Source organism: Pseudosulfitobacter sp. DSM 107133 (assembly GCF_022788695.1).
In the GTDB taxonomy this organism is placed as follows: domain Bacteria; phylum Pseudomonadota; class Alphaproteobacteria; order Rhodobacterales; family Rhodobacteraceae; genus Pseudosulfitobacter.
This window is the reverse complement of the sequence record NZ_CP085154.1, coordinates 3,346,689-3,363,263: the sequence shown is the minus strand read 5'-3', so window position 1 is coordinate 3,363,263 and position 16,575 is coordinate 3,346,689. Positions and strand designations below refer to the sequence as shown.

General features: G+C 62.8%; 14 protein-coding genes. 5 read left to right on the top strand and 9 right to left on the bottom strand.

Annotated elements, in window-relative coordinates; translation table 11 throughout:
• The 9 genes from panC to DSM107133_RS16725 all read right to left on the bottom strand — a co-directional run bounded on the left by panC (nucleotide 1) and on the right by DSM107133_RS16725 (nucleotide 7,834).
• Nucleotides 1-837 (bottom strand): pantoate--beta-alanine ligase, encoded by an 837-nt coding sequence (panC, locus tag DSM107133_RS16765; protein WP_114294162.1) that lies wholly within the window; start codon nucleotides 835-837, stop codon nucleotides 1-3.
• Nucleotides 837-1,661, bottom strand: a complete 825-nt coding sequence (panB, locus tag DSM107133_RS16760; protein ID WP_114294163.1) for a 3-methyl-2-oxobutanoate hydroxymethyltransferase — start codon at nucleotides 1,659-1,661, stop codon at nucleotides 837-839. Before panB ends, panC begins: the two co-directional genes overlap by 1 nt.
• A 107-nt stretch (nucleotides 1,662-1,768) precedes the next feature.
• Nucleotides 1,769-2,620 (bottom strand): carboxylating nicotinate-nucleotide diphosphorylase, encoded by an 852-nt coding sequence (gene nadC / locus DSM107133_RS16755; RefSeq protein ID WP_114294164.1) that lies wholly within the window; start codon nucleotides 2,618-2,620, stop codon nucleotides 1,769-1,771.
• Nucleotides 2,617-4,185, bottom strand: coding sequence for an L-aspartate oxidase (locus tag DSM107133_RS16750; protein ID WP_114294165.1), 1,569 nt, complete (start codon nucleotides 4,183-4,185; stop codon nucleotides 2,617-2,619). Before DSM107133_RS16750 ends, nadC begins: the two co-directional genes overlap by 4 nt.
• A gap of 5 nt (nucleotides 4,186-4,190) precedes the next feature.
• Nucleotides 4,191-5,243, bottom strand: coding sequence for a quinolinate synthase NadA (gene nadA, locus DSM107133_RS16745; RefSeq protein WP_114294166.1), 1,053 nt, complete (start codon nucleotides 5,241-5,243; stop codon nucleotides 4,191-4,193).
• A 179-nt stretch (nucleotides 5,244-5,422) separates the two neighbouring features.
• The gene (locus tag DSM107133_RS16740; protein WP_114294177.1) at nucleotides 5,423-5,704 is read right to left on the bottom strand and encodes a hypothetical protein; all 282 of its coding nucleotides are present in this window, start codon (nucleotides 5,702-5,704) and stop codon (nucleotides 5,423-5,425) included.
• A 126-nt stretch (nucleotides 5,705-5,830) separates the two neighbouring features.
• On the bottom strand, nucleotides 5,831-6,163 hold the full coding sequence (locus DSM107133_RS16735) for a hypothetical protein (RefSeq protein ID WP_114294167.1): 333 nt from the start codon (nucleotides 6,161-6,163) through the stop codon (nucleotides 5,831-5,833).
• Nucleotides 6,164-6,283: 120 nt separating this feature from the next.
• Nucleotides 6,284-6,622: a hypothetical protein gene (locus DSM107133_RS16730; RefSeq protein WP_162792068.1), complete on the bottom strand. Its 339-nt coding sequence runs from the start codon at nucleotides 6,620-6,622 to the stop codon at nucleotides 6,284-6,286.
• Nucleotides 6,623-6,889: 267 nt separating this feature from the next.
• Nucleotides 6,890-7,834 carry an IS110 family transposase gene (locus tag DSM107133_RS16725; RefSeq protein WP_114291353.1) on the bottom strand — a complete coding sequence of 315 codons (945 nt, stop codon included), beginning with the start codon at nucleotides 7,832-7,834 and terminating at the stop codon, nucleotides 6,890-6,892.
• A 460-nt stretch (nucleotides 7,835-8,294) separates the two neighbouring features.
• Here DSM107133_RS16725 and lysA point away from each other — a divergent pair, with 460 nt between their 5' ends.
• The 5 genes from lysA (at nucleotide 8,295) to DSM107133_RS16700 (ending at nucleotide 16,412) form a co-directional block, all read left to right on the top strand.
• On the top strand, nucleotides 8,295-9,560 hold the full coding sequence (gene lysA / locus DSM107133_RS16720; RefSeq protein ID WP_114293307.1) for a diaminopimelate decarboxylase: 1,266 nt from the start codon (nucleotides 8,295-8,297) through the stop codon (nucleotides 9,558-9,560).
• 52 nt (nucleotides 9,561-9,612) lie between these two features.
• Entirely contained in the window at nucleotides 9,613-12,201 is a 2,589-nt protein-coding gene (locus DSM107133_RS16715; RefSeq protein WP_114293306.1) for a TIGR02302 family protein, read from the top strand.
• A 440-nt stretch (nucleotides 12,202-12,641) separates the two neighbouring features.
• The gene (locus DSM107133_RS16710; RefSeq protein ID WP_114293305.1) at nucleotides 12,642-13,301 is read left to right on the top strand and encodes a DUF1629 domain-containing protein; all 660 of its coding nucleotides are present in this window, start codon (nucleotides 12,642-12,644) and stop codon (nucleotides 13,299-13,301) included.
• Between the two features lie 981 nt (nucleotides 13,302-14,282).
• Nucleotides 14,283-15,095 carry an alpha/beta hydrolase gene (locus tag DSM107133_RS16705; RefSeq protein ID WP_114293303.1) on the top strand — a complete coding sequence of 271 codons (813 nt, stop codon included), beginning with the start codon at nucleotides 14,283-14,285 and terminating at the stop codon, nucleotides 15,093-15,095.
• A 279-nt stretch (nucleotides 15,096-15,374) separates the two neighbouring features.
• Nucleotides 15,375-16,412 (top strand): IS110 family transposase, encoded by a 1,038-nt coding sequence (locus DSM107133_RS16700; RefSeq protein WP_240310469.1) that lies wholly within the window; start codon nucleotides 15,375-15,377, stop codon nucleotides 16,410-16,412.
• The last annotated feature ends 163 nt before the right edge of the window (nucleotides 16,413-16,575 follow it).

Sequence of the window (16,575 nt, the reverse complement as noted above, 5' to 3'; positions counted from 1 at the left end):
TCAAACCGGTACGTTGTCGATCAGCCGCACACCCTCAAGCCATGCCGCTACCAGCAGACGCCCCGGCGCGCTGGGGGTTTCCAGCGGGGCAAGGTCGCTGTCACGCCGGTATTCAAGGTAATCGACCGGCCCGAAACCGGCCTGCTCCAACCGCGTGCGCGCGGCGCTCAGCGCTTGCGATGCAGGCGTGCCGGCCACAATCGCGCCAGCGGCGGCGCGCAGCGCGCTGTGGATGTCGCTGGCGCGTCGGCGCGCCGCATCGTCAAGGCGCAGGTTGCGCGACGACATCGCCAGCCCGTCCACCTCGCGATAGGTGGCGCAGCCGACGATCTCGACCGGAATATCCAGGTCGGTGACCAGACGGCGCACCACTTTCAGTTGCTGGTAATCCTTCTCCCCGAAAAACGCGAAATCCGCATCGGTTTGCAGCAGCAGCTTGGTCACCACCGTCGCCACGCCATCAAAATGGCCGGGCCGGTCGCCGCCGCACAGCCCGTCGCTGACACCGCCGACCGAAATCGTGGTGGCAAAGCCGTCGGGGTACATCTCTTCTGGGTCGGGCACATACAGCACATCCACCGCGAAGGGGGCCAGCTTTTGCGCGTCGTCCTCTTCGGTGCGCGGATACTTGGCCAGATCCTCGGCGTTGTTGAACTGGCGCGGGTTCACGAACAGCGTCACGATCACCCGGTCGGTGCGCGCCTTGGCGGCTTCCACGAGGCTCAGATGCCCCGGATGCAGCGCCCCCATGGTCGGCACCACCCCAATGCTCTGGTCACTGCCGCGCCAGCTGCGGGTCAGGGCGCGCAAGGCCGCCTTGGTACGGATGATCTGCATCAGGTCGCTCCTGCATCGGTAAACACATGTTCGGCTGCGGGGAACCGGCGCGCGCGCACCTCTTCCGCATAGGCCTGCACCGCCGCCGTGGCATCACCCGCCAGATCGGCATAGCGTTTCACAAACTTGGGTTTGAAATCGGCAAACAGGCCCAGCATGTCGTCGATCACCAGAATCTGCCCGTCGCAGCCCGCCGATGCACCAATTCCCACCGTGGGAATGTCGATCTCGGCGGTGATCTGGTCGGACAGGGCCGCAGGCACCTTTTCCAGCACCACCGAAAACGCCCCCGCCTCGGTCACGGCGCGGGCATCGTCGCGGATGCGTGCAGCGTCGTCGCCCTTGCCCTGCACCTTGTAGCCGCCCAGCGTGTTCACCGATTGCGGCGTCAGCCCGATATGGCCCATCACCGGAATGCCGCGCTGCACCAGAAAGCCTATGGTCCCGGCCATATGCCGCCCGCCTTCCAGCTTGACCGCGCCCGCGCCGGTTTCGGCCATGATCCGCACCGCGTTGCGCAGCGCCTGCTGCGGGCTTTCCTCGTAGCTGCCAAAGGGCATGTCCACCACCATCAGCGCATGTTCCACCCCGCGTGCCACCGCCTGACCGTGCAAGATCATCATCTCCATCGTCACCGACAGGGTGGACGGCATCCCGTGCAGCACCATGCCCACGCTGTCGCCCACCAGCACCACGTCGCATTGCGTGTCGGCAATCTTTGCCACCGGGGTGGTATAGGCCGTCAGGCAGACCAGCGGTGTGCCGCCTTTGCGGGCGCGAATGGCGGCAGCGTCCAGCGCTATAAGAGGGCGAGAAGTGCTCATGTCGATTGTCCTACCTCCGGTAAAGTCCCGCGCGTTTTAGGCGGATGGCGTGCATTGTGCAAGTGCAGCGTAATATTGTTGCGCAACGAGGGCGGTTTTGCGCCAGATTAAAAGTCCAGCCCTAAATCCAGCGTCTGCGCCGAATGGGTCAGCGCCCCGGACGATATGTAATCAACTCCGGTCGCGGCCACCTCGGCAATCCGCTCCAGCCGCATGTTGCCCGAAGCTTCCAGCGTGATCCGCCCCGCCGCCATCGCCACGGCCTCGCGCAGGGTCGGCGTGTCCATATTGTCCAGCAGCACCACATCCGCGCCGCCCTCATCCAGCACCTCGGCCAATTGGTCCAGCCGGTCGACCTCGATCTCGGTGCGGATCATATGCGACGCGCCCGCCTTGACCGCGCGCAGCACCGCGCGGATACCGCCCGCCGCCGCAATATGGTTGTCCTTGATCAGGATGGCGTCGGACAACGAGAACCGGTGATTGAACCCGCCGCCATGCAGCACCGCCTGCTTTTCCACCAGCCGCAGCCCCGGCGTGGTCTTGCGGGTGCAGGTGATGCGCGTCTGCGTGCCGGCCGTCGCGGCCACAAATTCCGCCGTCAGTGTCGCAATCCCGCTCAGCCGTCCGGCAAAGTTCAGCGCCACCCGTTCCCCCGACAGGATCGACGCCGCGTCACCCTCGATCTCCATCAGCAGGTCCCCGGCGGCAATGGCGCTGCCGTCGGGGCAATGACAGGTCACCACCAGCTGCGGATCAACCAGCCGGAACGCGATGCCCGCAATCTGCATCCCCGACACAACACCCGCCGCCCGCGCCCGCAGTTGCGCGCGGTATCTCGTGCCCGCAGGGATCACCGTGCGCGTGGTGATGTCGCCATAGGTGCCCAGATCCTCCATCAGCGCGGCACGGATCAGGGGTTCAAGGATCAGATCGGGCAGGTGGGGCAGTTGGGTCATACAGGGTCCGGTTCGGGTTGGGGGCGCAGGGCCAGCGCCTGCGTCAGGGTCATGCGCGAACGTGCGCCGGTTGTGCCATCGGTTTCGGGGAAATCGGCACGAAAATGGGCACCACGGCTTTCGGTCCGCCGCAACGCTGCGGCGGCGATCAGGGTCGCGGTGGCGGTCATGTTGTGCAGCACGGTGCTGGCGGGCTGTGCCGCCTCAACGGCGGCAATCTCGCGCAGGCAACGGGTCAGCCCGGCGGCATCGCGGATCACGCCCGCACCATCGGTCATGGCCTGACGCAACCGTGCCACCAGCGCAGGATCGGGCGGTGTGTCGGCGGCCAGCGCGGGCAGGGTCACAGGGGGTGCATCGGCCCACGGGCCCAGCCTCGCATCCAGATCCAGCGCACAGCGGCGCGCATAGACCAGCGCCTCAAGCAGCCCGTTCGACGCCAGCCGGTTGGCCCCGTGCAATCCGGTCGACGCCGCCTCGCCACAGACCCACAGCCCGCCCAGCGTGGCGCGCCCGCCCGCGTCGGTTTCGATCCCGCCCATGTGGTAATGCGCGGCTGCGGCCACGGGGATCGGCTGCGTCAGCGGATCAATCCCCGCCTGCGCACAGGCCCGCGCCACGGCTGGAAAATCGCGCAGCACCCGCGCACCAAGCGCCGCGCGCGTGTCCAGCATCGGCGCCAGCCCCGCTTGCGTCTGCGCATAAACACCGCGCGCCACAATATCGCGCGGGGCCAGTTCAGCATCAGGATGCAGCCCGACCATGAACCGCAGGCCGTCCCGGTTGACCAGAACCGCACCCTCGCCCCGCAAGGCCTCGGTCGCCAGCGGCGCAGGATCGGCCCCGCAGGCCACCGCCGTGGGGTGGAACTGCACGAATTCCGCATCCGCAATCACCGCACCGGCGCGCGCCGCCATGCCGATCACCTGCCCGCGAATGCGCGGCGGGTTCGTGGTCAGCGCATAGAGCCCGCCCGAGCCGCCCCCCGCCAGCAGACAGGCCGCGCCACGCAAGCGAATGGGTACACTCAAGCCCTCGTCACACCGCGCCACGTCCACAGCGGCAACGCGCCCGTCCTCACAGTGCAGGCCGACCGCCAGCACGCCCTCAAGCACCTGTATCGACGGCGTTGCACGCACTTCGGCAATCAGCGCGCGCATGATCTCGGCCCCCGCCTGATCGCCGCGCACCCGCACCACCCGCGCATAGCTGTGCGCCGCCTCGCGCGACATGATGTAACCGCCGTCCGCCGTGCGATCAAAAGGCGTGCCAAGCGCCGTCAGGTCCAGAATATGCGCCCGCGCCTCGGCAGTCACCTGTTCGGCCACGCCTGCGTCCACCGTGCCCGCCCCGGCCCGCACCGTGTCGGCGGCATGGGCACCGGCGCTGTCGGCGGCGTCCATCGCGGCCGCCACACCGCCCTGCGCCCAGGCCGAGCTGGCCCCTTCGCCCAAGCGTTCGGGCGAGATCATCAGAACCGGATGCGGCGCCAGCTTCAGCGCCGCATAAAGGGCACCCAGTCCGGCCCCGACAATGATGATGCGACCGGTGTCAATCTGCTGCATTGCGCTCAGTCAGCCTGTGCGCGCGACACGTCAATCATCCGCTGCACCGCCACCCGCGCGCGGTCGGCAACCTGCACGTCAACTTCAACCGCGCCCTGCATGCTGTGCAACGTCCACAGCACCTTTTCCAGGGTGATCTTCTTCATGAACGGGCACATGTTGCAGGGCCCGACAAAATCCACATCCGGCATCGCATTGGCAATGTTGGACCCCATCGAACATTCCGTCACCAACAGCGCCTTTTCAGGCCGCTCGCTGTTCACATAGTCGATGATCCCGCTGGTCGAGCCGGAGAAATCCGCCTCGGCAACCACATCGGGCGGGCATTCGGGGTGCGCGATGATCCGCGTTGTGGGCTCGGAGGCGCGGAAATCGCGCAGGTCCTGTGCGGTGAACTGTTCATGCACGATGCACGCCCCGTCCCACCACACGATCCGCTTGTGCGGCACGTCCTTGGCCACGTTCTGCGCCAGGTACTTGTCCGGCGTCATGATCACCGTGTCACTCTCCTGCGCCGCCACGATCTGCGCGGCATTGGACGAGGTACAGCAAATGTCCGACGCGGCTTTCACCTCGGCGGTGGTGTTCACATAGGTCACCACCGGCGCACCGGGATATTGCGCCCGCATCTCGGCAATGCCCGCGGCGGTGATGCTTTCGGCCAGCGAACAGCCCGCGTCCATGTCGGGGATCAGCACCGTCTTGGACGGGTTCAGGATTTTCGAGGTCTCGGCCATGAAGTGCACGCCGCATTGCACGATCACATCCGCCTCGACCTTGGTCGCCTCGATCGCCAGTTGCAGGCTGTCGCCCACCACGTCGGCAATGCCGTGGTAAATCTGCGGCGTCATGTAGTTGTGCGCCAGAATGACCGCATTGCGCTCTTTCTTCAGGGCGTTGATCGCCTTGATGTAGGGCGCGTAAATCGCGAAATCGGGGGGCGAAACCACGCGGTCCATACGCACGTAGATCTCGGGCATTTCGGCAGCGATATCGACGCTGGGGGCCAGATCGTAATGTTGGGCAAGTTCGGTGCCGATGGCAGTCAGGTCAAGCAATCTATGCGGCCTCTTGTCTATGCCGCCACAACACGCGGCGACCAGCCCCGGCTTGTTAGCCAACCGGGCCGGTGCTGTCCAGTCGCGTGCTTTACCTAAGGTCAATCTCGCGCGGCGCGGGAAACCTGTCAGGCCGCCGCCCTATGTCACAAGCCGCAGGTGCACCCAGAGCCCTGACCCTAGAATGCATCAAATTCGGGCACGTTGCCCAGCCGGACCAGAAAGGTCGGTTCGGAGACCTCGCCCGAGTCGGGGTCTTCGGTTACCGAATAGGCGTCGGCACCCGCGCAGGCATCCGAGCGGCTTTCGCGTTCGGCGCGTTCCTGGGCCTGTGCTGCCGAAGTGTATTGAAACTGCTTGTCAATTTGCAGACTGGTCTGCCCCGACCGCCCTGCTTTTTTCTCGATATAGGTCTGGCAGATATAGTGGACCTTGGCGGTCGATTTGGTGTCGTCGGTCATGGTGCGTCCTGAAATGGGGTTGGCAATGGTGGCCAAGGCTTGGCAGGGAAGATGCATCTTGTCGATGGGTCTTGTGACCCCTTCGACCCTGCGGATCGAAGGGGCCGTGTTCCGGTGCGCGGGCGGCTACTTGGGTTTTTTGCCGCCGATGGACAGGTCGTTCTTGCCCGACAGGGAATTGGCTGTGGCCAGAACCTTGGGCTTTTCCTGTTTGGGTTTCTTGGTCTCTTTATTGCCGCGCTTGCTGTTGTTGCCTTTGGCCATGGAATGTCCTTCCAAAATGCAGCGATCCGGTGCCACAATGGCAAGGGTTTGGCTGCGGTCGTTCACCGCGCCTGCATGAGGCGGCGCAGTGGTGTCCGGGACGGCAGCCTGGGCCGTCTCGGCATGTTTCAGGGCGGCGGCATCAATCGCGCGGTGCCGGCCGCGCGACACGGTTGTGACCGGTGATCCGAACATCGCATTCGCGGCGTCGTCATCTGCGGGCGTGTTGATCCCGGTCCGTTTCAGCCCCGGACCTCGAACGCATGAAAACCGTTCTGCCGGTCACAAGCCGCCTATTGGCCGCGCATTGGCCGCCTAGTAATTGTCTCGAAGGTGCAACTGGTTGTCCATCATCTCTGCAAGCCCGGCGAACAGCAGCGGGGCCGTTCCGGCTCCGAACTTTTCGATCCCGATGGACACACCCAGCGCCAGCTCGGGGTCAACGGATTCGCCCACCTCAAGCACTTGCATCTGATTGTCAGTAATCACCTTAACTTGCTCGCTTTCAAGCTCAATCTGTTGGTCGATACACAATAGATTGGTATCGGTGCTGCCCAGCAGCCGGCGCAACAGGCCTGTGCCGATGCCTGCGGCAGGGATCACCGCCATCGGCGCGCGGTTGAAGCCCCCCGGATTGGGGGTTGGACTGGCCACGAGAGCCTTGAAGAGACCGTGCGATACATTCGCAAGCGGACCTTGCTGCCATCCACCAAAGCCCGGAATCAAGGTGCGTAGCACCGCCGGCCTCTCGGTGTTCGCAAAGCGAACACCTGCCGGCAACACATTGCTTTGCAATGTGTGAGAGGCAGCGCCCGACCGCCCGTCACGCCAGAGGCGTGCCTGATAATATCGGCGCACCTTTGGTGCGACGGGCAGGCGCCAACCCCACCCACCAAGCCCGGAATCAAGTATCCGTCTTGGTCAAGGGTGTTTTGGTGTCCATTCTCTGTTTTCGCTTATGAGAGTGTTTGCGAGGATCAGGAGTTTTCGCATGAGGACGGCGAGCGCGACCTTGTGGGGTTTTCCGGCGGCTCTGAGGGCATCGTATTTCTGGCTCAGATCGGGGTTTCGCTTCATGGCGACGAGGGCGGGCATGAACAGGCTCTCGCGCAGGAGCCTGCGCCCGCCCTGGATGTGGGCCTTTCCGCTCCACTGACCGGACTGACACGTGATCGGCGCGAGACCTGCGAGCGCCGCGATCTGCTTTGACCCCAGAGTGCCGATCTCGGGGCATTCGCTGAGCAGCGCCCGTGCGGTGATGGCACCGATCCCGGGGATCGAGGTGAGAATGCCGATTGCCCTGGCGCGTTCCGGGCAATCGCGGTTTCGCCGTTCGATTTCGGCGTTAAGCCTGTCGATCTGGTGGTTGACCTGACGCAGGCGTGCCCGGGTCAGGCGGCGGGTCACGTCGAGCTGTTGCGTGCCAAGGCGGTTCATCAGCGCGGTACGATCCCGCACCAGCCCGGTGCGGGCGACATGCAACTCCTTGATTTCACGCTGTTTGGGGTCGGTTGGCTGGTCCGGAACCAGCTCCAGCGCGCGCCCCATGAGCGCGAGCATGCGGGCATCGACCGCGTCGGTCTTAGCGCGTGTGCCGTGGGCCTGCGCGAAGCGGCGGGCCTGCAGCGGGTTCACCTTGACGAGCGGCAGGCGGCCTGAGAAATGGCTCTCGAGGCGTCGGTGGTAGGGGCCGGTGGGCTCGAAGACCACGCGCTCCGGCGTTGTCTGCCCCAACCAGCGCTCGAAGGCGCGCAGGCCTGTCGCGGTATTGTCGAACCGGGCGTGGGTTGCGGTGCTGAGCCGGTGCGCGTCAAGATGCGCTTTCGAGATGTCGATGCCGATGGTATCGTTGATCATCTTCGTCATGTCCTTTGCTTGTCGTGCAGAGCCTGTGAGCTGCTGCGTATCCGTTCAGGCCTCATGCGAAGACGACGGGCGATCTCACTTGATTACGGTCCTCGAAGACCTGGCCGCAGACGATCCACCCGTCGCCGGTGCCTGCGATCCAAAAGGTGGCTGGCACCGGCTCCACCTTCGCAGAAGAGCCACGGAAAGTCTGAGACAAGGCACGAAGTGCCGCCGGGCAGCGCCCGACCGCCCCATGGGCGGGCGCTTCCTCACCGTGTTTCACCTCTTCATCCCCACGCCAAAGACGAGAAATAAAGTGGCGGCCACTGACGTCGCGATGCCCACCCGCGGTCGGGCGCCGCCCTGTGTGGCAAGGTCGCTCTGCCCTCTAACTGCCTTCCGCTGCGATCTGTACGTATATCCCCACCACACACAAACCACGATTGATCCCGCCCCCGCGCTGGATTAAGCGTCAGCCATGGATCATTTTCTTTACCGCGATGGCGTTCTGCACGCCGAGGACGTCCCCGTGGCCGACATTGCCGCCGCCGTGGGCACGCCGTTCTACGTCTATTCCACCGCCACCCTGCTGCGCCACTTCCGCCTGTTTGACGAGGCGCTTGAGGGCATGGACCACCTGGTCTGCTACGCGATGAAGGCCGCCAGCAATCAGGCGATCCTGAAAACGCTGGGCGATGCGGGCGCGGGCATGGACGTGGTCTCGGGCGGCGAATACCGCCGTGCGCGTGCCGCGGGCATCCCGGGCGAGCGGATCGTGTTCAGCGGCGTCGGCAAGACCGCCGACGAAATCCGCACGGCTCTGGAGGGCGGCATCCGCCAGTTCAACGTCGAATCCGAACCGGAAATGGAAGTGCTCAGTGCCGTCGCCACCAGCATGGGCAAAATCGCCCCCATCACCATCCGCGTGAACCCGGACGTCGACGCGAAAACCCACGCCAAGATCGCCACCGGCAAATCCGAGAACAAATTCGGCATCCCCATCGCCCGCGCCCGCGCCGTCTATGCCCACGCCGCCAGCCTTCCCGGTCTCGACGTGATCGGCATCGACGTGCACATCGGCAGCCAGCTCACCGATCTGGCCCCCTTCGAGGCCGCCTATCAAAAGGTCGCGGACCTGACCGAACAGCTGCGCGCCGACGGCCACAACATCCGCCGTCTGGATCTGGGCGGCGGCCTGGGCATCCCCTACGAGCGCACCAATGCCGCACCACCCCTGCCCACCGACTATGGCGCGATGGTCAAACGCACGCTGGGCCATCTGGACTGCGAGATCGAGATCGAACCGGGCCGGCTGATCGCGGGCAACGCGGGCCTGATGGTCAGCAAGGTGATCTATGTGAAATCCGGCGAAGGCCGCGATTTCCTGATCCTCGACGGCGCGATGAACGACCTGATCCGCCCCGCGATGTATGATGCCTATCACGACATCATCCCGCTGAACGAACCCGCACCGGGCACCGAACAGCAACCCTATGACATCGTCGGCCCCGTCTGCGAATCCGGCGACACCTTTGCCAAGCAGCGGATGATGCCACCGCTGTCCGCCGACGACCTTGTCGCCTTCCGCAGTGCGGGTGCTTATGGCGCGGTTATGAGCAGCGAGTACAATTCGCGCCCCCTGATCCCCGAAGTTCTGGTGAAAGGCGATCAATTCGCGGTTATCCGCCGACGACCAAGCTTTGAAGAAATGATAAATCGCGATACGATCCCCGAATGGGTGTGACCTGACCGCGTGACGGACTATGTCATACCCCAGCATGAGGTAACGTCGACACATGGCCAATTCATCCCGACCTGACGCGCCTGCGGGCCTGCGCGCCTTGCGCTGGCCCTTGCGGCTGACGTGGGCGGGGATGCTGGCCGAGAACCTGTCGCGTGCCCTGTGGCCCTTGCTGGCGGTGGTCTTTGCCGTGCTGGCGATGCTGATGCTGGGCCTCCAGGACATCGTGATGATCGAAGTGGTCTGGAGTGCGGCCGTGCTCAGCGGCCTCGCGGCCATCGCGGCGCTGGTCTATGCGTTTCGCTGGTTCCGCCTGCCGACGCGGGCACAGGCGCTGGCGCGGCTGGATGCCAGCCTGCCGGGGCGTCCCATTCAGGCGCTGATGGACGATCAGGCCATCGGTCAGGGCGATGCGGCATCGGCCGCCGTCTGGGCCGCACACCAGAAACGCATGGCAGACCGTGCCGCACAGGCCCGCGCGGTGCCGGGCGACCTGCGGGTGGCGCGCTTTGATCCCTTTGCCCTGCGCTATGTGGCCCTGCTGGCCTTTGTCATGGCGCTGCTCTTCGGGTCGATCTGGCGCGTCGGCTCGGTGGCCGAAATGACACCGGGTGGCGGTGCGCTGGCCACGGGGCCGGTCTGGGAAGGCTGGGCCGAAAGCCCGCGCTATACCGGACGGCCCACGATCTATCTGAACGACATTCCCGACGGTCCGCTGAACCTGCCTGCCGGCAGCCTGATCACCCTGCGTCTGTACGGCGAAGTGGGGGCGCTGACCGTTTCCGAAACCGTGTCGGGGCGCATCGGTGCCGTGCCGCCGGCCTCGGGGGCGGCGCATGACTTCAGCGTTGCGCAGGATGGCAGCATTTCGGTGAACGGCCCCGGCGGGCGCAGCTGGAACGTCGCCGTGATCCCCGACGACGCGCCGACGGTTCGAATACTGGACGACCCCGAAAGCGCCGCCCTGGGCGAAATGACCCTGCCGTTCGCGGCCACCGACGACTATGGCGTCGAAGCGGGCGAGGTGCGCATCGCGCTCGATCTGGACAATGTCACCCGCCGCTACGGGCTGACGCCCGCCCCCGAACAACGTCCCGAAATCGTCGTGCCGCTGCCCATGCCCATCGCCGGCGACCGCCGCAAGTTCGAGGAAAACTTTGTCGAGGATTTTTCGCAGCACCCCTGGGCCAACCTTCCCGTCACCATCACGCTCAGCGTTCTGGACGCCGCCGAACAGCAGACCCAATCCGCCACCCGCGAAATCACCCTGCCGGGCCGCCGCTTCTTCGACCCGCTGGCCGCAGCCATCATCGAAATGCGCCGCGATCTGCTGTGGAACCGGTCCAACGCCGAACGCAGCGCCCAGATCCTGCGCGCCGTCAGCTACAAACCCCAAGAGGTGTTTCGCAAGGAAACCCAGTATTTGCAGCTGCGTCAGGTCATTCGCACGCTAGAGACCTTGGCCCATTACGGCATCGACGATGACCGCCAGCAAGCCTTGGCCGACGATCTGTGGGATCTGGCCATCACGCTGGAAGAAGGCGATCTGGCCGATGCGCTGGAACGGATGCGGCAGGCGCAGGAACGGCTGGAACAGGCCATGCGCGAAGGTGCCTCCGAGGCGGAAATTGCCGAGCTGATGAACGATTTGCGCCGCGCCACCGAGGATTACCTCAAGCAATTGAGCCAGCAGGCGCAGCGCGAGGCTGAACAGAACGGCGACCCGCAGCAGGGCCAGCAGGACGGCATGCAGATGACACAGGACGATCTGCAAAAGATGATGGACCACATTCAGGACCTGATGGAACAGGGCCGCATGGCCGAAGCGCAGGAGGCGCTGAAAGAGCTTCAGGAAATGATGGAGAACATGCGCGTCACCCAGGGGCAGGGTCAGGACGGCCAAAGTGCCGGAGAGCGCGCGATGGAAGGTCTGTCCGAAACCCTGCGCGACCAGCAGGGGCTCAGCGACGAGGCATTCCGCGACCTGCAGGAACAGTTCAACCCCGACGCGCGGGCCGGTGAAAACCAGGGCAACCGCGGCCGCAGCGGTGGTCAGGGACAGGGGCAGGAGCATTCTCAGGGTGAAGGCGGCGAAGGTCAGGGCAGCGAAGGCGCGCAAAACGGCGACCAACAGGGCGACGGCCAAAGCGGCGGCTCGCTGGCCGACCGCCAGCAGGCGCTGCGCGATGAACTCAGCCGCCAGCAGGGCAACATGCCCGGTGCCGGCACCCCCGAAGGCGACGCCGCGCGCGAGGCGCTGGACCGCGCGGGCCGCGCCATGGAAGGGGCCGAAGACGCGCTGCGCGACGGCGACAACGCGGGGGCCATCGACAATCAGGCGCAGGCCATGGAAGCCCTGCGCGAAGGCATGCGCGCCTTGGGCGAAGCGATGGCGCAGGAAGAGGGCGACCGCCAGCCGGGGCAGGGCACCGCACAGGGCGACCGCCGCGCCGAGGCCCGCGACCCGCTGGGCCGCACACCGGGGGCCAATGGCGGCACCGGCACCGACGAGGGGCTGTTGCAAGGCGAAGACGTCTACCGCCGCGCCCGCGAACTGCTCGACGAAATCCGCCGCCGCTCGGCCCAAGGCGAACGCCCGCAGGTCGAACTGGACTATCTGGAACGCCTGCTGGACCGGTTCTGAGACGGGAGGGCCGAAAGGCAACAAGGGTCTTCACGAAGCATGTTGGCCCGTCCTGCGGGACAGATCCTCCTTTGACGATCGCACAGCAAGCTGCGCATCACCGGGCCGATGCGCGGCGGCCTTCGACCTTGGTTCGCGCAGGTGACAAGCGGCAAGGGTGCGAAGCGGACCTTCACCGCAGTCGCTGCTAGGGTCGGGAGCGCGGGACTTTGCTGTAGTTCGCCGCAGGCGCGAAATCTTGCGCGATAATGACGCAGCATCCGTCGAGGGAGGCGCAAACCGGTCATTCACTGGGTTGGTCACACATGGCAGCTTGCCGCGGGACCTGCGTTTCGACGAGCCTTTACACTGAAGGCATGATTGAAAAGACTGAATTTGAAGCCTTTACCATTCGCGCAACCTAAGGAACGGGGAATGGCAACTTATCGGGAGACGTGGAAATGGTGTATCATTTGGCCGGCGGCAACACGGATTATGATCCGACACTGAAGGGTTTGCCGTCCAATGCTTTTGTGGGCATGGACAGCAGTTTCACTGATGTCGCAGTGGCAGACACGACGGCCGATGGCGGTACACGGATCATGAAGTCGTCTTGGCATGTTGGGCGCCCGGTTTCGCCTGAAACCGTCCCGACGAAGGTGCGGCGCACCGGCCCGCCGGTCTCACGGGCCAAACTGCTGGATGTGAATAGCCAGACCGGAGCTCTGGACCTGGTCAGCCAGACCTTCAGGGACATAGTGGAAGAGTTCGAACCGGCGATACACCAGTTCTTTCCCGTCACATCTTACGACAGCAGGGGCAAAGAGGTCATCGGCGAAGGCTATTTTATGATCATCTGTCAACGCTTATCGACCTTGCACGATACTCTCTGCGTTCCGCCATTGGATGAAAGCGGCATGTACAACCGTTTTTCCGAAACGCATAAGGATCGCGATAAGAGTCTGGATCGGGTCGTCTTTTCGAAGGAAAAGATTGGTGATCATCATATGTGGCACGATAAATTCCTTGCCAGGCATTTTCTGTTTTCCAACGCCCTGACCGAGCGACTGTTCGCAGCAAATCTGACCGGTCTCGTTTCTTCCAAGTATGAAGAAGTCTGACAAATGGTTGGCATGGGGGTCCAGGCGCCGCGGGAATACTTACGCAACCAGATCCGAAGGACAGAGACGGATGGCTCTCACGGATGTGCTCTGACACAGACGCTGGGAGATGCGCTGTAACCGGTCATTCGTTTCGGTGAGTATTCAGGTCGGCTCACGGCCCGTCGCATCAGGCTGTCTATGTTGAAAGAGCAACACTTTCCTCCGTCCCGTTCGGTAGGTTTGAGCTCCAAGCCGACCTTCGCCGCATCGTGCATCGAAGTCCGGTGAGCGGGACAAAACGGCCACTCCCTGCGGATCGCTGAATGACAGCTTTGCTGACCCTAGTCATTTGCCAACAGCCGCTTCCTATGCGCCGCCACTTTATGCCGGTTGCCGCAAGTTGACATATTGCACCAACGGCGACCCCGCCCTCTTCCCGAATTCAAGAAGAACCAACTGCATCCTTCGCATTGGCGCAGTTTTGCCGCTTCGGGGGAACTGAGGAACCCTTCGACAAGCAGGACAAATCGGTCGACCCAGTAATGGCTATTGCTGCCGGTGGTTCTCCATCTGGCTGGAGTGGCGCTCAGATCCAAATGCGCGCGTCCCAGCGAAGACTTCAACTGAGCCTCAAACGTCTGGATGTCCCCGGACCCGGCTGTGGCATTGCCCAACGAGGAGGAAAGAACGCGGTGTGCAAGCTCCCGAAACCTGACGAGTGACTCTAGATCATCTTGCGATGGCGAGCTGCCGGCTGCGCCGTCATCCTCACTGCCGCTGGCCGTGAGCCAATCCAGCAGCGCGTCCGGTGACGTGATCAAATTGTGTGACCGCGACTTATCAGTGTCCCCAACGGTATTGAGGAAATCCAAGGCCATATGCCCCCCGACAAAACTGTCATCCGACCACATTGTAACCTCATATTCTAATTTACAGGTTACACACATTGCGGAATGATGTAACCACTTATCCATCATAAAGCATTACGGGAGAGTTGCCATGCTGTCGCTATCCGAACGTTACACTCACAACGGGCAATCCATTGCCTGGGGGAAAATGGGAACGGGCGATCCTCTTGTGCTGGTGCATGGGACGCCGTTCTCGTCACAGGTCTGGCGGCGGATCGCGCCCTTGTTGGCCCAACGATGGACCGTCTATTTCTTTGATTTGATCGGCTACGGCCTGTCCGAGAAGGCTGACAATCAGGATGTATCCCTGGCCGTGCAAAATGACCTCCTGACCGCCATGTTCAATCGCTGGGGTTTGGATCGCCCCGAAATCCTTTGCCATGATTTTGGAGGCGCAACCGCTTTGCGGGCCTATTATCTGAATGACCTGAGATATAAGCGCATGACGATCTTTGACCCGGTTGCGGTCGCCCCATGGGGATCGCCATTCGTGGCTCATGTCAGACAGTTCGAGGCTGCATTTGCAGGTCTTCCAGCCTATGCCCATGACGCGCTTTTACGGGCTTATTTGCAAAGCGCCGCGCACAAGGAACTCACAGAGGAAGCGCTACAGGTCTACATGAAACCTTGGCAGGGCGAAGCAGGGCAGCCGGCTTTCTATCGCCAGATCGCTCAGATGGATCAGAAATACACCGATGAGGTCGAAAGCCGGTATGCGTCACTGGAGTGTCCTACCACGTTGCTTTGGGGCGAAAAGGACGAGTGGATACCTCTGGAACGCGGCCACAAATTGGCGAGCATGTTGACTGCAGGGCAGATCACGGTGATCCCGGACGCCGGACATCTGGTTCAAGAGGACGCGCCAGAAGCCCTCGTCGCTGCTATGTTCCAGCATGGCCAATAGATTAAAAACGGACATTCATTGGGCGCTGCAGCATCCGGTAAAATGACCTCATACCTGCCGTTCGCGGCGTTCTGCATAGAGGATCGGTTGGTGGACAGCTCTGCCGCTGGAACGGCTCATGGTTGCGACCGCTCACAGTCCTTTCAAGGCCTTCTTGCAGGGCGCAGCATGTCGTCACGCATAGACAGGGACGGCGGGGAGCATGCGTAATTGGGCTGACCCTGCACTTTGGTCGAGCTCCCGATAGTATCACAGCATAGCTGTGAACAAGGGAGACAGATGATGGAATACTATGCTGGTTTAGATGTGTCGCTTCGGTCGTGTGCTTTGTGCATCGTCGATAGCAAAGGCAAGGTTTGGCTGGAGCGAGAGCTGCCATGCGAAGTTGCGGACATTGCTGCGTGCCTTGAAGCCTTTGATCACCCCGTTGAGCGCGTCGGTTTTGAAGCCGGTGCCTTGAGCCAGCATCTTTACTTTGGCTTACAATCCTTGGGCTTCGATATCGTCTGTATGGAGGCCCGCCAGGTGAATGCTGCCTTGTCAGCGATGCGGAACAAAACAGATAAGACCGATGCGAAAGGGATTGCGCAGATCCTACGCACTGGGTGGTTCAGTCCAGTACATATGAAAAGCCGCGAAGCTCATGGCCTTCGGGCGCTGCTTAGCACACGCAAGGCATTGCTGAAGAAGACGATCGACCTTGCAAACGAAGTGCGGGGTTTATTGAAGATCTTCGGGGTACGACTGCCCAGAACGGTAAAGCACGGTTCCTTCGACGCCCTCGTTCGACCTATGATTGAGATGGATGAAGTTCTCGCGCACGCGGTTCTTCCTTTACTTGATGCCCGTACGGTCCTCTTTCAAAACTATCTGGAACTGGATCGACGCGTGAAGCGCGCGGCATCGCAAGACGCGGTGTGCATGCGGATGATGACAGTGCCAGGTGTGGGACCTATTGCAGCTTTGACATTCAAAGCCGCAATTGATGACCCCAATAGATTCAAAAAATCCCGCACTGTCGCAGCGCATTTTGGTCTCACGCCGCGAAGATATCAGTCAGGTGAACACGATAACCCCGGCCGAATATCGAAGGCAGGAGACCGAGATGTTCGTGCAACGCTGTATGCTGCAGCCAACGCAATGTTGATGCGAACCATGGCAGGGTCGCAGATCAAATCATGGGGCATGCGATTGATGCGCACCAAAGGTCGCCGTCGCGCTGTAGTCGCTGTCGCACGCAAACTCGCTGTCTTACTGCATCGAATGTGGGCCGATGGCACAGAATTCCGTCAGGAACAGGCAGGAGGCACGGCATGATCTAAAAAACCCCCAACCAACCTGACGGGATCGTCCAATCCGGACGAGGTCTGTGGATGAAGACGAAAATGTCTGCTGCGCAACTTGAAGCGCGCCGGGAAGCAGGGCTCTCCACTACCAATCCGACACATGCATGCAGCGGTGCCATTCGAACACCAAAACA